Annotated in this window: 18 protein-coding genes; 5 read left to right on the top strand and 13 right to left on the bottom strand. The window is 51.6% G+C overall.

Annotated elements, in window-relative coordinates:
- The first annotated feature begins 110 nt into the window (after positions 1–110).
- Together C1A11_RS11855 and C1A11_RS13875 are read left to right on the top strand one after the other, a co-directional pair.
- Positions 111–674 carry a hypothetical protein gene (locus C1A11_RS11855; protein ID WP_145995760.1) on the top strand — a complete coding sequence of 188 codons (564 nt, stop codon included), beginning with the start codon at positions 111–113 and terminating at the stop codon, positions 672–674.
- Between the two features lie 54 nt (positions 675–728).
- On the top strand, positions 729–872 hold the full coding sequence (locus C1A11_RS13875) for a hypothetical protein (RefSeq protein ID WP_180950346.1): 144 nt from the start codon (positions 729–731) through the stop codon (positions 870–872).
- Positions 873–1,038: 166 nt separating this feature from the next.
- Here the strand turns inward: C1A11_RS13875 and C1A11_RS11850 are convergent, their stop codons facing one another.
- The 4 genes from C1A11_RS11850 to C1A11_RS11835 all read right to left on the bottom strand — a co-directional run bounded on the left by C1A11_RS11850 (position 1,039) and on the right by C1A11_RS11835 (position 5,481).
- Positions 1,039–1,962, bottom strand: coding sequence for a DMT family transporter (locus C1A11_RS11850; protein ID WP_102050658.1), 924 nt, complete (start codon positions 1,960–1,962; stop codon positions 1,039–1,041).
- A gap of 175 nt (positions 1,963–2,137) precedes the next feature.
- On the bottom strand, positions 2,138–3,343 hold the full coding sequence (locus C1A11_RS11845; RefSeq protein WP_102050657.1) for an ABC transporter permease: 1,206 nt from the start codon (positions 3,341–3,343) through the stop codon (positions 2,138–2,140).
- Between the two features lie 9 nt (positions 3,344–3,352).
- On the bottom strand, positions 3,353–4,777 hold the full coding sequence (locus C1A11_RS11840) for an efflux RND transporter periplasmic adaptor subunit (RefSeq protein WP_102050656.1): 1,425 nt from the start codon (positions 4,775–4,777) through the stop codon (positions 3,353–3,355).
- A complete protein-coding gene (locus C1A11_RS11835) occupies positions 4,777–5,481 on the bottom strand; it encodes an ABC transporter ATP-binding protein (protein WP_242965921.1) in 705 nt (234 codons plus the stop codon). Before C1A11_RS11835 ends, C1A11_RS11840 begins: the two co-directional genes overlap by 1 nt.
- Before the next feature lie 409 nt (positions 5,482–5,890).
- Between C1A11_RS11835 and glpK the strand changes: the two genes are divergently transcribed.
- Together glpK and C1A11_RS11825 are read left to right on the top strand one after the other, a co-directional pair.
- Positions 5,891–7,375: a glycerol kinase GlpK gene (gene glpK / locus C1A11_RS11830; protein WP_102050654.1), complete on the top strand. Its 1,485-nt coding sequence runs from the start codon at positions 5,891–5,893 to the stop codon at positions 7,373–7,375.
- Between the two features lie 90 nt (positions 7,376–7,465).
- Positions 7,466–7,831 (top strand): SH3 domain-containing protein, encoded by a 366-nt coding sequence (locus tag C1A11_RS11825; RefSeq protein WP_102050653.1) that lies wholly within the window; start codon positions 7,466–7,468, stop codon positions 7,829–7,831.
- Between the two features lie 77 nt (positions 7,832–7,908).
- Here the strand turns inward: C1A11_RS11825 and C1A11_RS11820 are convergent, their stop codons facing one another.
- The 3 genes from C1A11_RS11820 to C1A11_RS11810 all read right to left on the bottom strand — a co-directional run bounded on the left by C1A11_RS11820 (position 7,909) and on the right by C1A11_RS11810 (position 10,452).
- Positions 7,909–8,454 (bottom strand): GNAT family N-acetyltransferase, encoded by a 546-nt coding sequence (locus C1A11_RS11820; protein ID WP_102050652.1) that lies wholly within the window; start codon positions 8,452–8,454, stop codon positions 7,909–7,911.
- Positions 8,451–9,413, bottom strand: coding sequence for a YitT family protein (locus C1A11_RS11815; protein ID WP_242965959.1), 963 nt, complete (start codon positions 9,411–9,413; stop codon positions 8,451–8,453). Before C1A11_RS11815 ends, C1A11_RS11820 begins: the two co-directional genes overlap by 4 nt.
- A 337-nt stretch (positions 9,414–9,750) precedes the next feature.
- Positions 9,751–10,452, bottom strand: coding sequence for an NAD-dependent protein deacylase (locus C1A11_RS11810; protein WP_102050650.1), 702 nt, complete (start codon positions 10,450–10,452; stop codon positions 9,751–9,753).
- Positions 10,453–10,642: 190 nt separating this feature from the next.
- Between C1A11_RS11810 and C1A11_RS11805 the strand changes: the two genes are divergently transcribed.
- Positions 10,643–11,314: a YoaK family protein gene (locus C1A11_RS11805; protein WP_102050649.1), complete on the top strand. Its 672-nt coding sequence runs from the start codon at positions 10,643–10,645 to the stop codon at positions 11,312–11,314.
- Between the two features lie 72 nt (positions 11,315–11,386).
- Here C1A11_RS11805 and C1A11_RS11800 read toward each other — a convergent pair whose 3' ends face one another.
- From C1A11_RS11800 to neuB, 6 genes are all read right to left on the bottom strand, one after another.
- Complete coding sequence (locus C1A11_RS11800) at positions 11,387–12,514, bottom strand: GDSL-type esterase/lipase family protein (protein ID WP_180950344.1); 1,128 nt, start codon at positions 12,512–12,514, stop codon at positions 11,387–11,389.
- Positions 12,515–12,695: 181 nt separating this feature from the next.
- Positions 12,696–13,457 carry an acylneuraminate cytidylyltransferase family protein gene (locus C1A11_RS11795; protein WP_102050647.1) on the bottom strand — a complete coding sequence of 254 codons (762 nt, stop codon included), beginning with the start codon at positions 13,455–13,457 and terminating at the stop codon, positions 12,696–12,698.
- A gap of 46 nt (positions 13,458–13,503) precedes the next feature.
- Positions 13,504–14,427 carry a Gfo/Idh/MocA family protein gene (locus C1A11_RS11790; protein ID WP_102050646.1) on the bottom strand — a complete coding sequence of 308 codons (924 nt, stop codon included), beginning with the start codon at positions 14,425–14,427 and terminating at the stop codon, positions 13,504–13,506.
- A gap of 53 nt (positions 14,428–14,480) precedes the next feature.
- A complete protein-coding gene (locus C1A11_RS11785) occupies positions 14,481–15,458 on the bottom strand; it encodes a Gfo/Idh/MocA family protein (RefSeq protein WP_102050645.1) in 978 nt (325 codons plus the stop codon).
- A gap of 84 nt (positions 15,459–15,542) precedes the next feature.
- Positions 15,543–16,730: a UDP-N-acetylglucosamine 2-epimerase gene (gene neuC, locus C1A11_RS11780; RefSeq protein WP_102050644.1), complete on the bottom strand. Its 1,188-nt coding sequence runs from the start codon at positions 16,728–16,730 to the stop codon at positions 15,543–15,545.
- 68 nt (positions 16,731–16,798) lie between these two features.
- On the bottom strand, positions 16,799–17,803 hold the full coding sequence (neuB, locus tag C1A11_RS11775; RefSeq protein WP_102050643.1) for an N-acetylneuraminate synthase: 1,005 nt from the start codon (positions 17,801–17,803) through the stop codon (positions 16,799–16,801).
- Between the last annotated feature and the right edge of the window lie 31 nt (positions 17,804–17,834).

Raw genomic sequence — 17,834 nt, 5'->3', positions numbered from 1 at the left:
AAAGATGTGTTTTTTGTTACAAACCTCTGCTAATGTTGCGCATATCTCCAGGGATATGGTATAATTATTATAAATAGTTACCTTAATAGAAAGGGGTGGTTGTATTGATCATGCCGGTCAGTTTTTCAGATAAGCCGCTGGTGCTCGATGCCATCTCTGCCCTGAAAGTTACGAACTACTATGGGGTGGCGCTACGCGACAATATTTATTGCTATCTTCGGCTTTATGTCTGCGGCGGCAGCCTCTCTTTCAGCATCGCATCCTTTGAACAAACGCCCCCCTCAGAAAGCCGCACTGGTGCCGCTTTCGCATTCGGCGGCAATGGCAACTACCTGTTTGTCAGCTGTAATGCCGAGGGTGACCTGGAGGCCGGACTTTACGCGCCTTCCCCCACCGGAAAAGACCAACTTGTTCGCACCATCCCCCTGCCTCAGCCAGAGCTTTTTCGCGGAGTGGATGAGCAGGGTTACCATTGGGGTTTCGCCTGCACTTTAAGCGCCGCACTGCTTGATGACCTTTTTGGCGAAGCGCTTGCGCCGGGGGCTGTTTTTTCCGGCAACGTCTATAAGTATTCCGTGGACGAGGCCGCCTTTGGTTCGGCATTCCCCACTCCGCAAAGCGGCTATCTGCCCTGCGCGGCCGGTTTTGGAGAATTCCTGGTTGTCCCCTATTGATACTACACCAACTGATGTGTGAAATAGTGAAGAAAGAAGAAAGAAGGTTTTAATATGTTGAAAGCGGTTTTTAAAATTGTTCTGCTCATCGGCGGTCTGTTTGCCGCACTGGCAGGCCTCTCTTATCTGGACGAGAAAAACAGTACTAAGTACATTGATGTGTACGAGGACAGCGAAGAGGAAGAAGAAGCTTTCTAATCTTCTCTTCTTACGCCATCTCTGCAAAATTAAAAAGCCGGGAACGCGCTATGCGCTCCCGGCTTTTTTGCATCTATTTTCATACTCTGCTTAAGGCTGTTTTTCCGTGCATTGTAATTTTTCGCATATGGCACACGGCGAGGTGTTTTAATCTTTTTCTCGTGCATCACTCACGCACTACATCGGTGCGGCGGCTGTTTTTAGCAAAATAGCTCACCCCAAACACACCACCCAAAATCAGCAGTGTTCCTGCAAAATCAAGCAAGGTGTAGGTTTCGCCCAGCAACCCTACGCCTACCAGCACCGAAACGACGGTGGCAATGCCCGCAAAGCTGGAAACCACCGCCATTGGTAACTTTGAAAGCACAATGTTTTGCAGCATCGTGGCACCGATGGAGGATACCAGCCCCAAAAAGAGCAACGACACAACCACTTTGCCATTCCGGAGCGGTACAAAATATTGGTTTAGGGTACCCGCTGCCGCGTGCTGTGCCACAGAAAGCGAGCTGAAAAATATCGACGCCATGACAGCTGTAACAAAAGTGATCTCCATCGGCGAAAACGCATCCCGCGCGCACCGCACTGCAATGTTGTTGCAGGAGGTCATCAGCGCGGCTCCGAGAATCAGCACAAACCCCAGGGTGGTTGCCTGTGCATCTGCCGGGCCAAGGTTTAGGATGATGACACCCAAAATGCTGATACCGATGCAGCCCCACTGGCTCCAACGCGGGTGCTCGCGAAACACCAGCACCGCCATCAAGGTAGAGACCACGGGGGTCATCGCCATTAAAATACCGGCCTGGCTGGAAGGAAACTGCTGTAGGCCGTAGGTTTCACAGATGTAGTATAAAATCGGCTGAAATAAGCCAACAATGACAACCTGCCGCAAATGTTTGCCCCGATAATTTACCTTTAGCACCCCGGTAAGAATTAAGACCAGCAAGCCCAGACTGGCAAGCGTAAACCGGAACGCCAGCAGTTGCAACACGTCGCCTTTCAGCTCGATAGAAAGCACCTTAATGGGCAGATAACAAATGCCATAGATAACGTAAACGGTGACCGCAGCCACATAAGACCAGGACTTTTTCATCTTGCACGCTCCCGCAGGTTTGGCGCCTACAGCGCCGCTGCAAGGCCTTTTTTCATCTTCAGTTTCTATCGTTTATTGTAAGCACCACAGCGGCCGGTGTCAATAAAAAAACGCAGGCAAAGCGCTTTTTCAAACGCCTTGCCTGCTTTTTAGAGGAGGAAGTGTAAGGTCCCCGTTATTCAGTTCTCAGTGCCTCAATGGGGTTAAGGCGTGCAGCTTTTTTGGCGGGATAGATGCCAAAAAAGATACCAATTGCAGTAGAGAAAAGCGCGATAATGAGTACCAGCATCGGGCTGATTGCGCCTTTCAGTCCAAGCAACGAGGATAACCCAAATCCACCTGCAAGGCCAAGGCCGATGCCTACAATGCCGCCTACCAGCGTCAGCGTACCAGCCTCTACGAGGAACTGGAATAAGATGCTGCCGGTTTTTGCGCCAAGCGCTTTGCGGATACCGATTTCCCGGGTGCGCTCCGTGACCGAAACGAGCATAATATTCATAACGCCGATGCCGCCAACCAAAAGGCTGATGCCCGCAATGGCGGCGATGATGTTGGTAAACATACCGGTCACGCTATTGATTTCCGCGCTCATCTTGTTTACATCCTGCACGATATAAACATCGCGGCCATAGTTGCCATGTCTCTGCCCCACCAAACGCAGCACTGCATCGGTAGCAGCCTCGCTGTCGGCAGAGTTTTTGGCGAGAAATGCCAATTGGAAGTACGGGCCTTCATATACATCAGACATTGCAATCAAAGTGCTTTGCGGCATCGTGATGTTGGCCGTTACTTTACCGGTGTAAAAAGAGCCATTCATGCTCTTGGTCACGCCTACAATCGTAAAATCAGAGGTACGGCCGTTCAATGTCATCTGTACGGTCAAACCGACGACATCATCGGTGCCAAATACGGCTTTTGCCCCGTCCGAGTCAATTGTGATGACACGGCGGGCGGCTTCATAGTCACTCGCATCCCAGTTGCGCCCTTTTTGCAAAGTAGCGGGGAAAACCCGGAACATATCGCCGTTGCCACTCGAGATGCTGGCGCTGACCTCTTCTTTGGTGCCGCGCACTGTACCAGATGCACCGCCTGCCATTGTCGCGGCTTCTACGCTTTCGAGGCCGCGAACTGCAACGATGTCTTCTTCGGTGAAATTATCGTTTGCTGTAGAGCTTTCGCCGCCTACATACAGGTAGACGGAACCGCTGGAAAACTGCCCCAGCTGCTCGGCAAACTGGTTTTTGCCGCCGCCGCCCACGCAAAGCACCACAATCACCGATGCAATACCGATGATGATGCCGAGCATCGTGAGGGCACTGCGCGTTTTATTGCCCCAGATGTTGCGAAAGGCCATGCGGGCATATTCTATGATTTGTCGCATGGTATCACCTTACCCTGCCGCCACAGCCGTGGCCGGAGCCGCCGCCGAGGCTACATCCTCTGCACCGGAAGCCGCACCTGCAACGCCGCCCATAGCAGTTACTTTAGTGCCCTCGGCAGGGATGTTCTGCGGTTCAGAAATCAGCACGTCGCCTTCCGAAAGGCCTTCCAGCACTTCGGTGCGGCTATCGCTTGCAAGGCCGGTTTTCACCTGGCGGCGCACAGCGACACCATTTTCGACGACATAGCAGAACTGTCCGTTCACGTCCGTGTTGATAGCAGAGAGCGGAGCGGTGATGACAGCGGTAGCACTGCCTGTGTGCAGCGTTACATTTGCTTCCAGCCCAAGGCGAATATCGGCGTCGGGCTTATCGAGCGTAATCTCTGCGCGCACATAGGCGGTAGTATTGCCGTTGGCAGAAGCGGTGGTGGTTGCCATCGAATCAATGGTAGTCACCTTGCCGGTATAAGTTTTACCCAGTGTGGTAATGGTTGCTTCCTGGCCCAGCTTTACTTTCTCCAGGTCATAGCGAGAAAGCGCAATCTGCACCCGCACATCGTCCAGGCTTTCGATGACGCAAACCGGGCTATACTGGCCAATCAATGCACCTTCGGTAGCAGAAACACTGCTTACGGCACCACTGATGGGGGCGGTAAGACCAGCTTTACCCGCTTTCAGGTCCTGGCTTGCTTTTTCAAGGCTAACATTTGCAGCCACCTGGCTGTATTCCAGCTGCTTTTTGCCGTTCTCAGTCATTACGCCTTTTTCTGCGGCGTCATAAGCAGCACGTGCACTCTGCAAGCCTGCTTCCATTGCGGTTAAGTCCGCTGCTGCTGCATCTACGGCCTGTTTCAGGCTCTGTGCTTCGGCCGTGGTTTTGTCTGCCAGCGCCTCATACTGAGAGGTAAGGCTTGCCAGTGTTGCTTTGGCATTGTCTTTTTGTGCTGCAGCGTTATTCAGGTTTGCCGCTGCATCGTTAAAAGCAGTCTGAGATTTACTGCTTGCAGACAGGGTGTCCTGCGTTTGCAGGCTGCCGCTGGCCGCTGCTGCCGAAGCAGTTTTATAGGCGCGGGCAAGGTCCTGCGTATCATAGGTTACCAGCACATCGCCTGCGGTTACCATGCTGCCAGCTTTCACGCTAAGTTTTTCTACCGGCGCAGAAACCTCAGAGTAGACGGTTACTTTATTGCCGGAAACCAGAGTTCCGTTGGTGGAAAGCGTTTGATTAATGTCGCCTTTCGCGATTGCCTCTGTTGCTACCACGAGGGGGGCGGGGCCACGCACCGCGCCGACAATCATGTTGACTGCAAAAAGTGCTACCAGTACAACTACAATGCCCAGCACGATTTTCTTTTTCCGGCTGCGCTTTTTCTTCGGGCGTTTTACCGGCGCCTCCGCAACAGCAACCGATCCATTTTTCACTTGTTCTTCCATCAGAAATTCTCCTTTTCGTCTGGGTACTCCCCATTATCTACATGGCCGTCGGTAATGCGTACCATTCGTTCGGCCTTTTTTGCCAGCTCGTCATCATGCGTAATCAGCACAATGGTATTGCCCTCCCGGTGCAGCTCCTCTATAATCTCAAACACCTGCGCTCCTGCCTTGGTGTCCAGGTTACCGGTTGGCTCGTCGGCCAAAATCAGCGGCGGATGTGCCGCAATGGCGCGAGCTACTGCCACACGCTGCTGCTGACCGCCCGACATCTCGTTAGGGCGGTGATACATACGGTGCAAGAGCCCTACACGCCGCAGCGCTTCTTCTGAAAGCTCTTCTCGCTGTTTCGCAGACATGCCGCGGTAAATCAGTGGCAATTCCACATTCTCTACCGCGTTTAAATTTTTGATTAAATTGAAGCTTTGAAATATGAACCCGATTTGCTGGTTACGAATTGTGGAAAGCTCGTTGTCTTCCATATTGCTTACGTCCTGACCATTCAGCCGATAACTGCCGCTGGTCGGTACATCCAGACAACCGATCATGTTCATTAAGGTTGATTTACCAGAGCCGGAATGGCCCACAATGGCGACAAACTCGCCCTCGTAGACTGTCAGGCTTACGCCGTCCAGCGCACGCACCTCGTTTTCGCCGGGGTTGTAGATTTTATAAAGGTTTTCGATTTCGATTACAGGCTGCCGCAAACGCCCGCCTCCTCGCAATAATTTTTTGTACCATTGTATTAAGTAACTAACACAATAATACATCAGTTTTTGATTTTGTCAATCTCTTAAACGAAATAAAATGGAAAAACATTACAACATTTCAGGCTTTTTCCATTAAATTTGCAAAGTTTTATAGCTTTATCGTTAAATTCATTTTTCTTTCAGTTCGATCATTTGCCCTCTAACCTATATGGGGCAGTTGATAAGTTTGCGCTGCCCTTAATCTTTGCGGATAGCGCCATAGACAGATTGTAAGTTTTGCTGTAATTATAGCACTTGTTTTTTGCATACAAACGCTGTGCGGTATTCGCTCAAGTATGATATACTTAAGCCAAAGAATGCCGCAACTGTAAACGGCGCACCAAACCACAAGAAAGGACGACCCTTCATGAGCAAATACGTTATGGCGCTTGATCAGGGTACCACAAGTTCCCGCGCCATCATCTTTGATGAGCAGCAGAATATCGTTAATATCTCCCAAAAGGAATTTACCCAGCACTACCCGCAGCCGGGGTATGTAGAGCATGACCCGATGGAACTCTATGCCAGCCAGTACAGCGTGATGACCGAGGTGCTTGCACGCAGCAACATCGACATAAACGAGCTTGCCGCCATCGGCATCACCAACCAGCGCGAAACCACCATCGTGTGGGACAAGCAGACCGGACTGCCGATTTACAATGCGATTGTGTGGCAGTGTCGCCGCACCGCACCGCTCTGCGCAGAGCTAAAGCAGCGTGGTCTGGCCGAATATATCCGCGAGAACACCGGCCTTTTGCTCGACGCTTATTTTTCAGCTACCAAAATCCGCTGGATTCTTGACCAGGTGCCGGGTGCACAGCAGCGTGCAGAACGTGGCGAACTGCTGTTTGGCACGGTAGACAGCTGGCTGATTTGGAAACTGACTGGCGGCAAAGCGCATGTGACCGATTACACGAACGCTTCGCGTACCATGCTTTACAATATCCGCAACCTTTGCTGGGATGAGCACCTCTGCGAGGAGCTGAATATTCCTATGGCAATGCTGCCAAAGGTTTGCAACTCCAGCGAAGTGTACGGCACCGTCAGCCTTTCGGGCGTAGATGTACCTATCGCAGGTGCAGCGGGTGACCAACAGGCCGCACTGTTTGGGCAGACCTGCTTTGCCCCGGGCGATGTCAAAAATACTTATGGCACCGGCTGCTTTATGCTGATGAACACTGGCAGCCAGCTGCACACCAGCAGCCACGGTTTGCTTTCCACCATCGCCATCGGGCTAGACGGCAAGGTAGAGTATGCACTGGAGGGCAGCGTTTTCGTGGGTGGCGCGGTCATCCAGTGGCTGCGCGATGAACTGAAATTCATCACGGATAGCGCCGATAGCGAATATTTTGCGCGCAAAGTAGAAAATAACGGCGGCGTTTATGTGGTACCGGCCTTTACCGGGCTTGGCGCTCCCCGTTGGGATATGTACGCCCGCGGTGCTATCTTCGGCCTTACCCGCGGCAGCAACCGCAATCACATCATCCGCGCTGCGCTCGAGTCGGTCGCTTATCAAAGCAAGGACGTACTGGACGCAATGAAGGCGGACACCGGTCTTGAAATTCGGGAGCTGAAAGTGGACGGCGGTGCTTCTGCCAACAATCTACTGATGCAGTTCCAGTCCGATATTACACATACCGTGATTCGCCGCCCGATGATTCGGGAGACCACTGCGCTGGGCGCAGCTTACCTTGCGGGCCTTGCAGTTGGTGTGTGGAAAGACCGTACGGACATCTGTGCACAGTGGACGCTGGATAAATATTACGCGCCCTCGATGAGCGAAGAAGATGTCCTACAAAACTGCGCCGGATGGGAAAAAGCTGTCGGCCGCTGCGCCGGGTGGGCAAACTAATCCAAAGTGTTACAAGGCTCGCCGCCCGACTACACCGATAGGCGGGGTCAACTTTAAAATAAATAATTTCGCAAGGATAAGGAGCACAAGATGGAGCAAGTTTATATTGTGGTCGAAGACTACGAAAACAGCAACGCTGACCCTATTCAGTTAAACGCAGGCGACACGGTGAAGCTGGGCGAAAAGTCTAATGACGACGGGCCTTGGGCCAACTGGATTTACTGTGTTTCGGAGAGAACGGGAAAAGCGGGCTGGACGCCCGTTCAAATTCTGCAAATGAACGGTGCAACCGGCACAGCAACCACAGACTATACTGCCGAAGAAATGACGGTTGCTGTGGGTGACATCCTGTATGCCACGAAGGAGCTCAATGGCTGGCTTTGGTGCCTGCGCGAAGCCGACAATCAGCGCGGCTGGGTTCCAAAAAACTGCTTATGCCACGCCGAAAAGCGGTAGCGCTTTCCTTCGCTTAGCGTTTATCTATTCTGCAAATAAAAAGAACCCTCCGGTAAATTCCGGAGGGTTCTTTTTATTTAAAGCCGCAGCAGCATCAGCCGCAGCGCGGCCGAATGCCCATCTCGGTATTTGAACGAATTCTCTCGCAGCCCATAGCTGACAAAGCCCATTTTTTCGTAAAGAGCAATCGCCCGCTGGTTGGTCTCTACCACATCCAGCTCCAGCTGCTCATACCCCGCCTGCCGGGCGGTATCAATCAATGCCTGCATCACCGCAGTACCGATGCCAAGGCCCCAACAGTCTTGCCGAATCGAGATGCCCAGCTCTGCCCTGTGGCGGCAGCGCTCTAACTTTGCCACTGGGTTAAAGCCCGCATTTGCAACAATCTCGCCATCCAGCTCTGCCGAAACCATCACGGCATCTTCGCTTTCTTCTACTTCGGTTAAGTAAAGCGCCTCCTGTGCGGCAGTCATCGTAAACTCATCGGCATAACGGGCCATATTGTCCGTTTCTGCAGAAGTCAAAATCATATGATCCAAAATTTTCTGCGCATCCTCTGCAGTCGGGTGACGCAGCAAACAGGGCTGCCCGTTTTTCAGGGTTATTTGCTTTTCGTATTTCATCGAACTTCCTCTTTTTGCTTTTGCGGCATCTGCACCCCTGCCGTATGGCTGGGAGGGCGTTTTTTATTGTTCAGCGGATGCAGCGACAACGCATCCGGTGGGGTTTCGTCGCTTATTTTTTTGAAGCCGCGTCCCATTACTTCGCTTGCACTTGCAACCACGACAAATGCATTAGGGTCCAGCTCACTCACAATCTGTTTCAGCTGCCAGGTTTCGCGCGGGCGCAATACCGTAAGTAAAATGTTGTGCTCTCCTTTTGCGTACATTCCGGTGCCATGCTGTAATGTTACACTGCGCCCCAGCTCGGTTTGCACTGCGTGTGCAAGCCCTTCGGGGTCGCGGTCGGTGATGATGTAACACATATTGGCTTTGTCAAAACCAGCCAGCACCCGGTCGTTCACCACACTGCAAACATAGATGGTGATAATGGCGTATAAGCCCGCTTCAATATTGCGGAATATAATCATCGCAAACACCACAACCGAGCCATCGACGATAATGAAAAGCTTGCCAATCGAAAGGCTGGGAAACTTGGTTTTCAGCAGTCGTGCTACAAGGTCGGTGCCGCCGCCAGACGCATCCGATTTCATAAAGAACACCGCGCCCATGCCGTAAAGCAACCCGCCAAACACCGCCGCAACCAGCTTGTTTTGGGTAACGGTAGGCAAAAAGCTAATGGCATTGAGCATAATGGTGTAAATTGTGGAACCCATAAAGGTTTTCAGCGTATATCGTTTGCCTTTGATGAAATAGCTGACAATTAAAAAAGGCAGATTAAGTAAGAAGATAAAGTTGCCTATGGAAATCGGCATCAAGGTAGAGAGTACAATGGCGATACCAGAAAAACCACCTGCTGCAATACTGTTGCCTGCAAGGAAGAATTGAATCGCCAGTGCGTAGCAAAGGTTACCGACTAAAAAGTAGATCATTTTTTGTGCTTCGCAGCGCAGAACCTCCACTTTTTTCAATGGATACGCCCCCGTTTCAGCGTAAATTTTGCGAAATTTTCTCGTTTTTATCAGCATATCACAGCACCGATAAAAAGCGCAAGCAAAACGCTTTGGTTTGGCTAAAAAAGCCAGCCCGCGCTTGCTCTATTGCTTGTAGCCTATGCAAAGCCGAGCCAAAAAACATCTTATATAAGCAATTTCTCAAAAACAAAAGCGTCCCTTACAACGCAAGGGACGCTTTGCTTGGCAAAATTTTTCTCTTTTGGGCACTATCGCCCTACGGCGAGCCAAAGTTTTTGCACTGTCTTTAGAGACTCTTCATCACATAAATATTGCGCATTCTGTTTTAAAATAAAATCTCTCCAATGGGGCCGGTAAAAACCACATCGGCACGTTTATCCGCAGAGGTCGGGGTTTTATTAATCACCACAAGCTTTCCGGGATGGAAGTAATCAATCAGTCCCGCTGCCGGGTAAACCGCAAGAGAGGTGCCGCCCACAATCAGCAAATCGGCCTTTTCAATGGCTTCTACCGCCTCGTTCAGCACCTTCATGTCGAGGCTTTCCTGATACAACACCACTTCTGGTTTTATAATGCCGCCGCAGCTGCACCGGGGCACCCCTTCGCTTTGTTCTATTGCCGATACTTCGTAAAATTTGCCGCAGCGCATGCAGTGGTTACGTAGTACGCTGCCGTGCAGCTCCAACACGTGCTTACTGCCTGCCGCAGTGTGCAGTCCATCAATATTTTGAGTAATAACTGCCTTGCATTTCCCTTCTGCTTCCAGCCGTGCCAACGCAAGGTGGGCCGCATTAGGCTTTGCATTGAGGCAAAGCATTTTATCTCGATAAAAACGGTAAAATTCTTCAGGGTGAGAAATAAAAAAATCATGGCTCAAAATTTCTTCCGGTGGCCATGGGTATCTTTGATGGTAAAGTCCGTCTACACTGCGAAAATCAGGAATGCCGCTTTCGGTGGATACGCCTGCCCCTCCAAAGAACACCATATTGCTGCATTCATTGATAAGCGCCTGCAACTGCTTATTCATCTTATGTCACCTTTCTTTCCTGCCTTTGTATTTTCACCTCTGGCCACCAAAGAGGTAGCCTGAGGCATTATATGTAGTATAACGCATTTTTGCACCGTTTGGAATTGACGAAGCAGCAAGCGGCGGATATAATAGCAAGGTCGAAAACATTTTCCGTATGCCGTAAAAGCTGCAGAAAGAAGGGGTATTTTTGTCTTACAAATCTGTTCTGCCCGCCGAACGGTTGCCCGTAGGGGTAATGCTTGCCTTTACGGGGGGCTTTTTGGATGCTTACACCTACCTGTGCCGCGGCAACGTGTTTGCCACTGCACAAACCGGCAACCTTGTATTATTGGGGCTAAAGGCCGCCGCCGGGGAATGGCATCGCGTGTTTTATTATTTTGTGCCCATCTCTGCATTTATGCTGGGCATTTTGCTGGCAGAGTTTATGAAGAGCCGCTGTTCCGAGCGCCTTTTCTTTGAGTGGGAACATGCCGTGCTTTTCATTGAAGTGCTTTTATTGCTCGGCATCGGGTTTGTGCCTAATACAGTTCCCAACATCCTTGTGAACACCACGGTGTCCTTTATCTGCTCTTTGCAGGTGCATACCTTTCGCACCGTGGTGGGCGCACCTTACGCTTCCACCATGTGCACCGGTAACATGCGCAGCGCGATGGAACACCTGTATCGCTACCTTTCCACCAAAGACCGCGCAGCCGCCCGTATGGTGGGCGTCTATGGCCTTATTGTCGGCACCTTTTGTGCTGGGGCCGCCATCAGCGCCTGGCTCACTGCCCTGTTGGGCGTGAAATCCGTTTGGCTATGCTGTTTCACACTACTGTTTGCCAGCGTGCTTATTTTTAAAGGCAAATCAAAACAATAAAACCCTTGCGAATAACAAACGCCGCCCGGGCTACCGGACGGCGTTTTGTGTTATAAACTTTGTACAACCGGGCTATGCCGCCGGGGTTTCTGCTGCGGCATTGGGGTCTGCGGCGGGTGCCGCATTCGGGTCCACAGCAACTGCGTTCGGGTCAGCTGCCGGTGCAGCTTCCGGTACCGGCACTGAAACAGCAGGCGTTTCAGTAGAAAGTAGTGCAAACGGGCTGCCACCAACATAGGTGCTGTCGGTGCGGTAAGCGGTATGGGTAACCAGATACTCCAGCCAGCCACGGTAGCCGTCTGCATTCATATGGGTACCATCGCCAGCTGCGATATCCCAGTTCAGTCTGCCATCGCGGCAAAGCACTTCAGAGATATTCAGGTAATAGCAGCCTTTTTCTACTGCAAGTGCTGCCAAACGGGAGTTCACGCGGGCGATACGCTCGGGGTTCAGGTTCGGGTTCTTCTGCTGGCCTTTTTCGGTCGGGGTCAAAAGCGACTGGATATAAATATCCGTACCCGGCAATGCAGCACGCAGCTGGTCAATGACAGTAGCATAATCGCTGATGAAGCGATCTTCCACGCCTTCTGCACCATTTACCAGTGTATTGGTACCAAACATCATATAAACTTTTTTCGGTGCCCGTGCAACCAATTCTGCCATCGGGTCATAGAAATCAGTTTTGCTTCTATCGCGGGCCCACATCGCACCGTTGGTAGGCAGGCCAACGCTGATTTCAGCCACTACATTCGGGTTCGGCAGGCCACTGTTGTAAACTTTCCAGCCCTGGGTAATAGAATCGCCAAAGAAAACGGCATCGGTAAAGAACGAAAGATCAATGCGGCCATTTTGCGGCAGTGCAATCATACGCGGATCTGTGCCGGAAACGCCAAAAGTATTGATGCTGCGCTCAGCTTGGGCATATTTGTCCCAAACTGTTTCCTGGTCAGCAGGGGTAATAGAAGGTGCCGGGGTTGCAATGGCTCCGGGTTGCGAGGTGCTCTGGCTGCCTGCGGGCTGAGAGGTCGCCGTCGAAGAGGACGGTGCCGGTTTCGGCTTAGGCCCTTCAATCAGCTGCACAATAAACCATGCAAGGCCCATCAATAGCAGTGCAATCAGCAGCACAAACCCGACGCGCTGCAAACTTCTTTTACGCCGGCGTTTGCGTGTTTCGGCGCGGAATTCGCGGTAAGTGGACAAATCATCATCTCCGTATAGCGTTAACGCACAGCAAAAGGCCGAGCGAAGCATTCTTTTCAAAGCGCAGCGGAGCAAACAAGCCCGTGCAGTCTCCTGATTATTATAATCTATTTACTTATAGAGTTCAACCGAAACGCGCACCTTGATTTGTGAATTTTTCATAAAATCGCAAGATTATCAACTATCTGCGTATTTTCTCTTTCACGTTTCCAAACTCTGGCATATTTTCATAAAGATGCCCTGCAATGACCTCCATCAGCTGGTAATCTTCTTCCGAGTCAATATCAAGAATTCCGGTGTCGAACATTTCATAGATTCCGCATTTACCGTCCCACAAAATGCCGGTTTTATTCTCCGCGAGAAAATCCCGTCGAAAAACATAGATACTGGCGTTCAAGTCATAAATAGCCGGAGCCTGCTGGCGTGCCGTAAACGGGCTCTCAATGACCTTTTCTACATGGTCACCGCAGAGTTTTACCATATTGAAATAGGGGTTGCGTCGCGCAGGCGCCGCGCTGAAAACAAGGTCCAGGTCCTCGCGGCTTTCTTTTTCGGTAAAAGCGCCTTTTACGTCCTCTGCGCGTCGCAGGGGGCTTGTAATATCCAGGTCAATCAGGTAGTCATACTGCTCGCCGCGCAGCTTTTCCATCTCAGCCAGCGTCTGCTGAAAAACAGCCATTTTGGGGACAGTGTCGCCGCAAAGCTCTTCTGGACGCTCAATGTGCCGAATCTCCGGGTATTTTTGCGCCACTACGTCTACCAGCATAGCAGAGTCGGTATTCAGCGCCACATCTACCGCAAGGTCTGGCCTTTGCGCGGCAAACAATTTTGCAGCGGCAAGCGTGTAATACACAAGCGGCTGACCGCAGAAAATTTTGAGGTTTTTATTTTTAAACCCCTTGCTGCCTGCCCTGCCGCAGACGGTGATAAGTACCTTTTTCATGAGAAACAATCCTTTCATACCAAAATCGCGAGGGTCCTTCGGCAAATTACAGTTCTCCCAAGGTCAACTTGAGCACCTTTTGCGCCATCTCGGGCGGGTTGATGCTCTCTTCTTTTCCAGCTGCAAGCCGAAGAAAATATTCCATTTCACGCAAATATCTTGCGTTGACCTCCTCTTCGCAGTGCTGCACGGTACCGTCCGGCAGCGTAAGCGTACCCGCGCCAAAATCGGCCGTTAAGGTACCCTCTTTCAAAAAGAATTCAGCAGTACGGCGGTAGCTGCGCCCAAAGTAATCCAGATGAATCTCTGCCAGCAGGCCGGGGTACCGCGCGATATAAACAGAAAGATCGTCGCTGTCGAGCTCCAGCTCGGAATAGGTGCCTTTAAAATTGTAGCTTTCCAGCGGAAAACCAAATAAATCGACCAGGTAGTCCCATTCGTGAATCAGGTCGATGGTAACGCCGCCGCCCAAAGCACGAATGGCCGAATACACCTTGCGGTAATCCACACCGGGGCGCCAGTCGGGCAGATAGCTGGAACAAATGATGCGGGCCGAATAAGCGCGCTGTCCGGCAAGTGCTTTTTTCAGCGCAAGGTAGGTGCCGCACCACCGCATGGGTGCTGCTACATAGCAGCGTTTATCGTCAAGGCCGCAGGCCGCAAGGTCGCGGGTGCCGTCTTCAAAAATCGGTTTTTCAATAAAAAAAGCATCGCCGTAAGGCGCAAGTTTGCAAAGGGTATCGTAATGCATTTGGGTAGGGTTTGTCACGAAAACAAGATCGTACTTCTCGTCCACCACATCCCCGATAATTTCGCGGCTGAGCAACGCGGCAGTTTCGGCTGGCAGCGCCCGTGCAGAAGAACGCAGCGCATCGCACTGCAACGCAATATTCTGCGCGCGGCAAATTTGGGTGAGGTTTTTTAGATGGCGGGTGCCAATCGACCCCAATCCAACAAATAATGCTTTCATATGCTTACGATCCTTTCTTATCCGGTCGCTTTGCCTGGTCGTCCGCGGTGCCCCTAGTCCCCTTCAATGCGGTCAATCACTACAAGCGTTTCGAGGTCGCGGGCGAAGCTGTAACGCGGCTCGGCTTTGCCAGCAAGCGCATCCAAAAAGTTGGTCAGCTCATCCACATAGGCATTTTCTACGATGTTATCGCTGTAACGTGCATCATGCTCGACGGTTTTGTAAGTTTCTACAGCGCATTTTTCTTTGGTTTCGGCATCAAAGCGGTAAAGTTCTTTCGGGTTGCCCTCCCAAAACAGGTGCAGGCCTTCGCCGTATACTTCAAAACTGCGCACCGCTTTTGGCGAAACAACATCCACTGCAAGCTGGCCGCGTGTACCGTTTTCGTGGGTCAACGTTACGAGGTAGTGGTCCGGGTAGTCTATTTCCAGACCGGAAAGTTTATCTTTTACCGCATATACTTCTTTTACAGGACCAAAGGTATCAATCAGCCACGGCATCTCGATGCCGAAGATCTCGCGGCAGCCGCCGGTTCTTTTATCTCCTACAAAGAAATTTTTGTAGTTTTCCCAAGGGTGCCAATCCGGCAGATACTGCCCGATGTGGTAAAGATACCCTACCGGCTTGCCGAAAGCACCTACCTGCTGTTTGATGTACTGGGTCTCTCCGCGGTACAGCATAGTGCTGCTTAAAAACAGCAGCAAGTCTTTTTCTTTGGCTTTGACCATGTTCTCCTTGTAGCCGTCTGCAATGAGGTTGATTTCGGTAAATACCGAAAGGTTCGCGTCAAGCAGCTCCGAGATAACCACGGCATGAGATTTGGGCGCGGTAGAAACGAACGCCGCATCAAACTGTTCTGCGGCAACCGCCTGCGAAATGCTGCGATAGGCTTTGATGCCAAGACTCTCTGCCTCAGCGCGGCGCTCCTCCGAAAAGTCCACGCCGCAAATGGTGATATCCGGCTGAATACCGCGCAGCAGCCGTGCACGGCGTTTGCCCATACTGCCAAGGCCTACAATCAAACATTTCATAGCTCTTCTACTCCTTTAAAGCACGCTTTCACGGCTTGGCCCCTATTTTTTATGGGGCTATCTTTTACAGGCTTTGCCTGTGTATTAGTCAAAATAGTGTTCTGCCAGCGGCGCATCAAAAAATGTCTTAGTCTGTTGCGCGAGGTCGCTGAACAGAAATTCGCTTAAAATACGTACAATCTCGCTGCTTGTGGCAGTGCCATTGTAATAAGGGCTCTGTTGTGCTTGTGCTTTTGCCGCAAACTCCGGGCTTAGGGCAGTAACAAGCGCCGCGCGAATCGATGCGGTGTCACCTGCACAGTCGAGAATGGATGGACAGCGCAGTCTGCCTGCCTGCCTTTCGCCAATATTGACTGTGGGTATGCCAAAGCTGGGGGCTTCTACCACGCCGGACGACGAATTGCCAACCACAGCCGCGGTAGTGCGCATTGCAGAGAGATAATTAAGCATGCCCATAGAGGTAAAAGCGATGGCATTGCTGTGCTGCGCCACATAATTGCGCAGCGTTTCATTGATGGCTTCGCCGCCCGCATCGGCATTTGCAAGCGTAAAGATAACCCGAAGCTGCGGCAGCGTATCCAGTGCCTCCAGCAGCTGCTGGACCTGCGCTACGGGGTTAGCATTTCCGGCTGTTTCGGGGTGGTAAGTCACTAAAAGATAAGGTTCATCCAGCGAAAAGCCAATATCCTGCGCAAGCTGCGCTTTGTCTTTCAGCTTTAGGGTGCGGATATTCTCATCGCCTAGCCCGCCTACATTAAACACCCGTCGTGGCTCTTCGCCCATTGCCACCAAACGGTTTGCATATTGTGCGCAGGACGGAAAATGCAAGCTTGCCATTTTGGTGATGGAATGGCGAAAAAACTCATCCGCTGCACCCAGCGTAACATCGCCGCCGCTGATATGTGCCACCGGGATATGCAGCATAGCCGCAGCCGATGCGACTGCAAAAATCTCATATCGGTCGCCCAGCACCAGCACTGCATCGGGGCGGGTTTCTTCAAAATAATCAGAAAAACAGCCAATGGTGTCTGCCACCGTTTTGCAGCTGCCCAGCGGTGTGGACGGGTGAGTCAAAATAGGAATGCGGCGGTCGATAGGCACGCCGCTCTGCTCGATTTCCTGCACGGTATTGCCAAACCGTTCTGAGAGATGCGCGCCGGTGACCACAAGCCGCAGCCGCAGCCGTTCGCTCGCCGCAATCTTTTCGATGACCGGGCGCAACAGGCCATATTCTGCACGGGTGCCGGTTACAACGGCAACTGTTTTTTGCATCTCAGAATCCTCTCTTTCCGGGGCATCGCTCCGCACTTGCCAGTAAAAACAAGATGCGGCGCTTCTATTTAAAGTTCAATTTTTTCGTCTTCAGCAAAATCGCGCGGGGCTTTTTTGCCCATAACCTCATGCCAGCGCATCGGCGAAACACCGTCGCCGGGCCGCTTAACAGTCAGGTTTTCTGCTGTGTAAATTTCTCCTGCACGGATAGCACGCGCCGCAACAATTGATTTGCGCGCAATCGCAATATTTTTTCGTTCGGACGTGCTTACCTCTTTGTGCCCGCTGCCGAGCATATTTTCTACCCGACGTACCGCGCGCACCATCTCGGTCAGCTCCGCCACATCAAGGCTTGCCTTGTGGTCGGGGCCATCCATACTTTTATCTAATGTAAAATGCTTTTCAATCACACTTGCACCCAGTGCAACAGCCACAAGGTCTGCGTCGATGCCACTGGTATGGTCCGAATAGCCGACAGCACAGCCAAAACGCTCTCGGATGTCCGCCATCGCAAGCAGGTTTGCGTCAGCGTCCGGCGTTGGGTATTCGGTGTTGCAATGCAACACTGTCACCTCACCCGCACCGCCTTCGCGCAGCACTTGCAGTGCCTGGCCGATTTCGTCCAGTTCGCACATACCGGTAGAAAGCAGCACCGGTTTGCCCTCTTTTGCAATCTGCTCCAGATAAGGCAGGTTGGTAATCTCGCCGGAAGGTACTTTGATGTACGGCAGATTCAGCGTTGCCAGGAATTCGGCACTCGGCAAATCAAACGCGGCCGAAAGATAGGTGATGCCAATTTCTTCGCAGTATGCTTTCAGCTCGCGGTGCGCCTCAAAGCCAAAGTGGATGCGGCGCACCATCTCCAGCTGGCTTTCTTCGTCGCCTGTCTGGGCTTTTTGGTACTCTGCCTTTTCGGCAAATTTGCTGATAACCAGCTCGGGCACAGCAGTTTGATATTTTACGATGTCTGCCCCGGCGTTTTTTGCCGCCAGCGCCATCTCTTTTGCCAGTGCAAGGCTACCGTTATGGTTAACGCCCGCTTCTGCAATAATCAGGGTCGGTTTTCTTTCCATCGTGGTTCCTCTTTCGGTGACGGTTTTCTGC

The sequence above is a fragment of the Pygmaiobacter massiliensis genome, from assembly GCF_900199435.1.
GTDB classification, from domain to species: domain Bacteria; phylum Bacillota; class Clostridia; order Oscillospirales; family Ruminococcaceae; genus Pygmaiobacter; species Pygmaiobacter massiliensis.
Note: the sequence above shows the minus strand (reverse complement) of the source record. Positions and strands in the feature narration are given on the sequence as shown.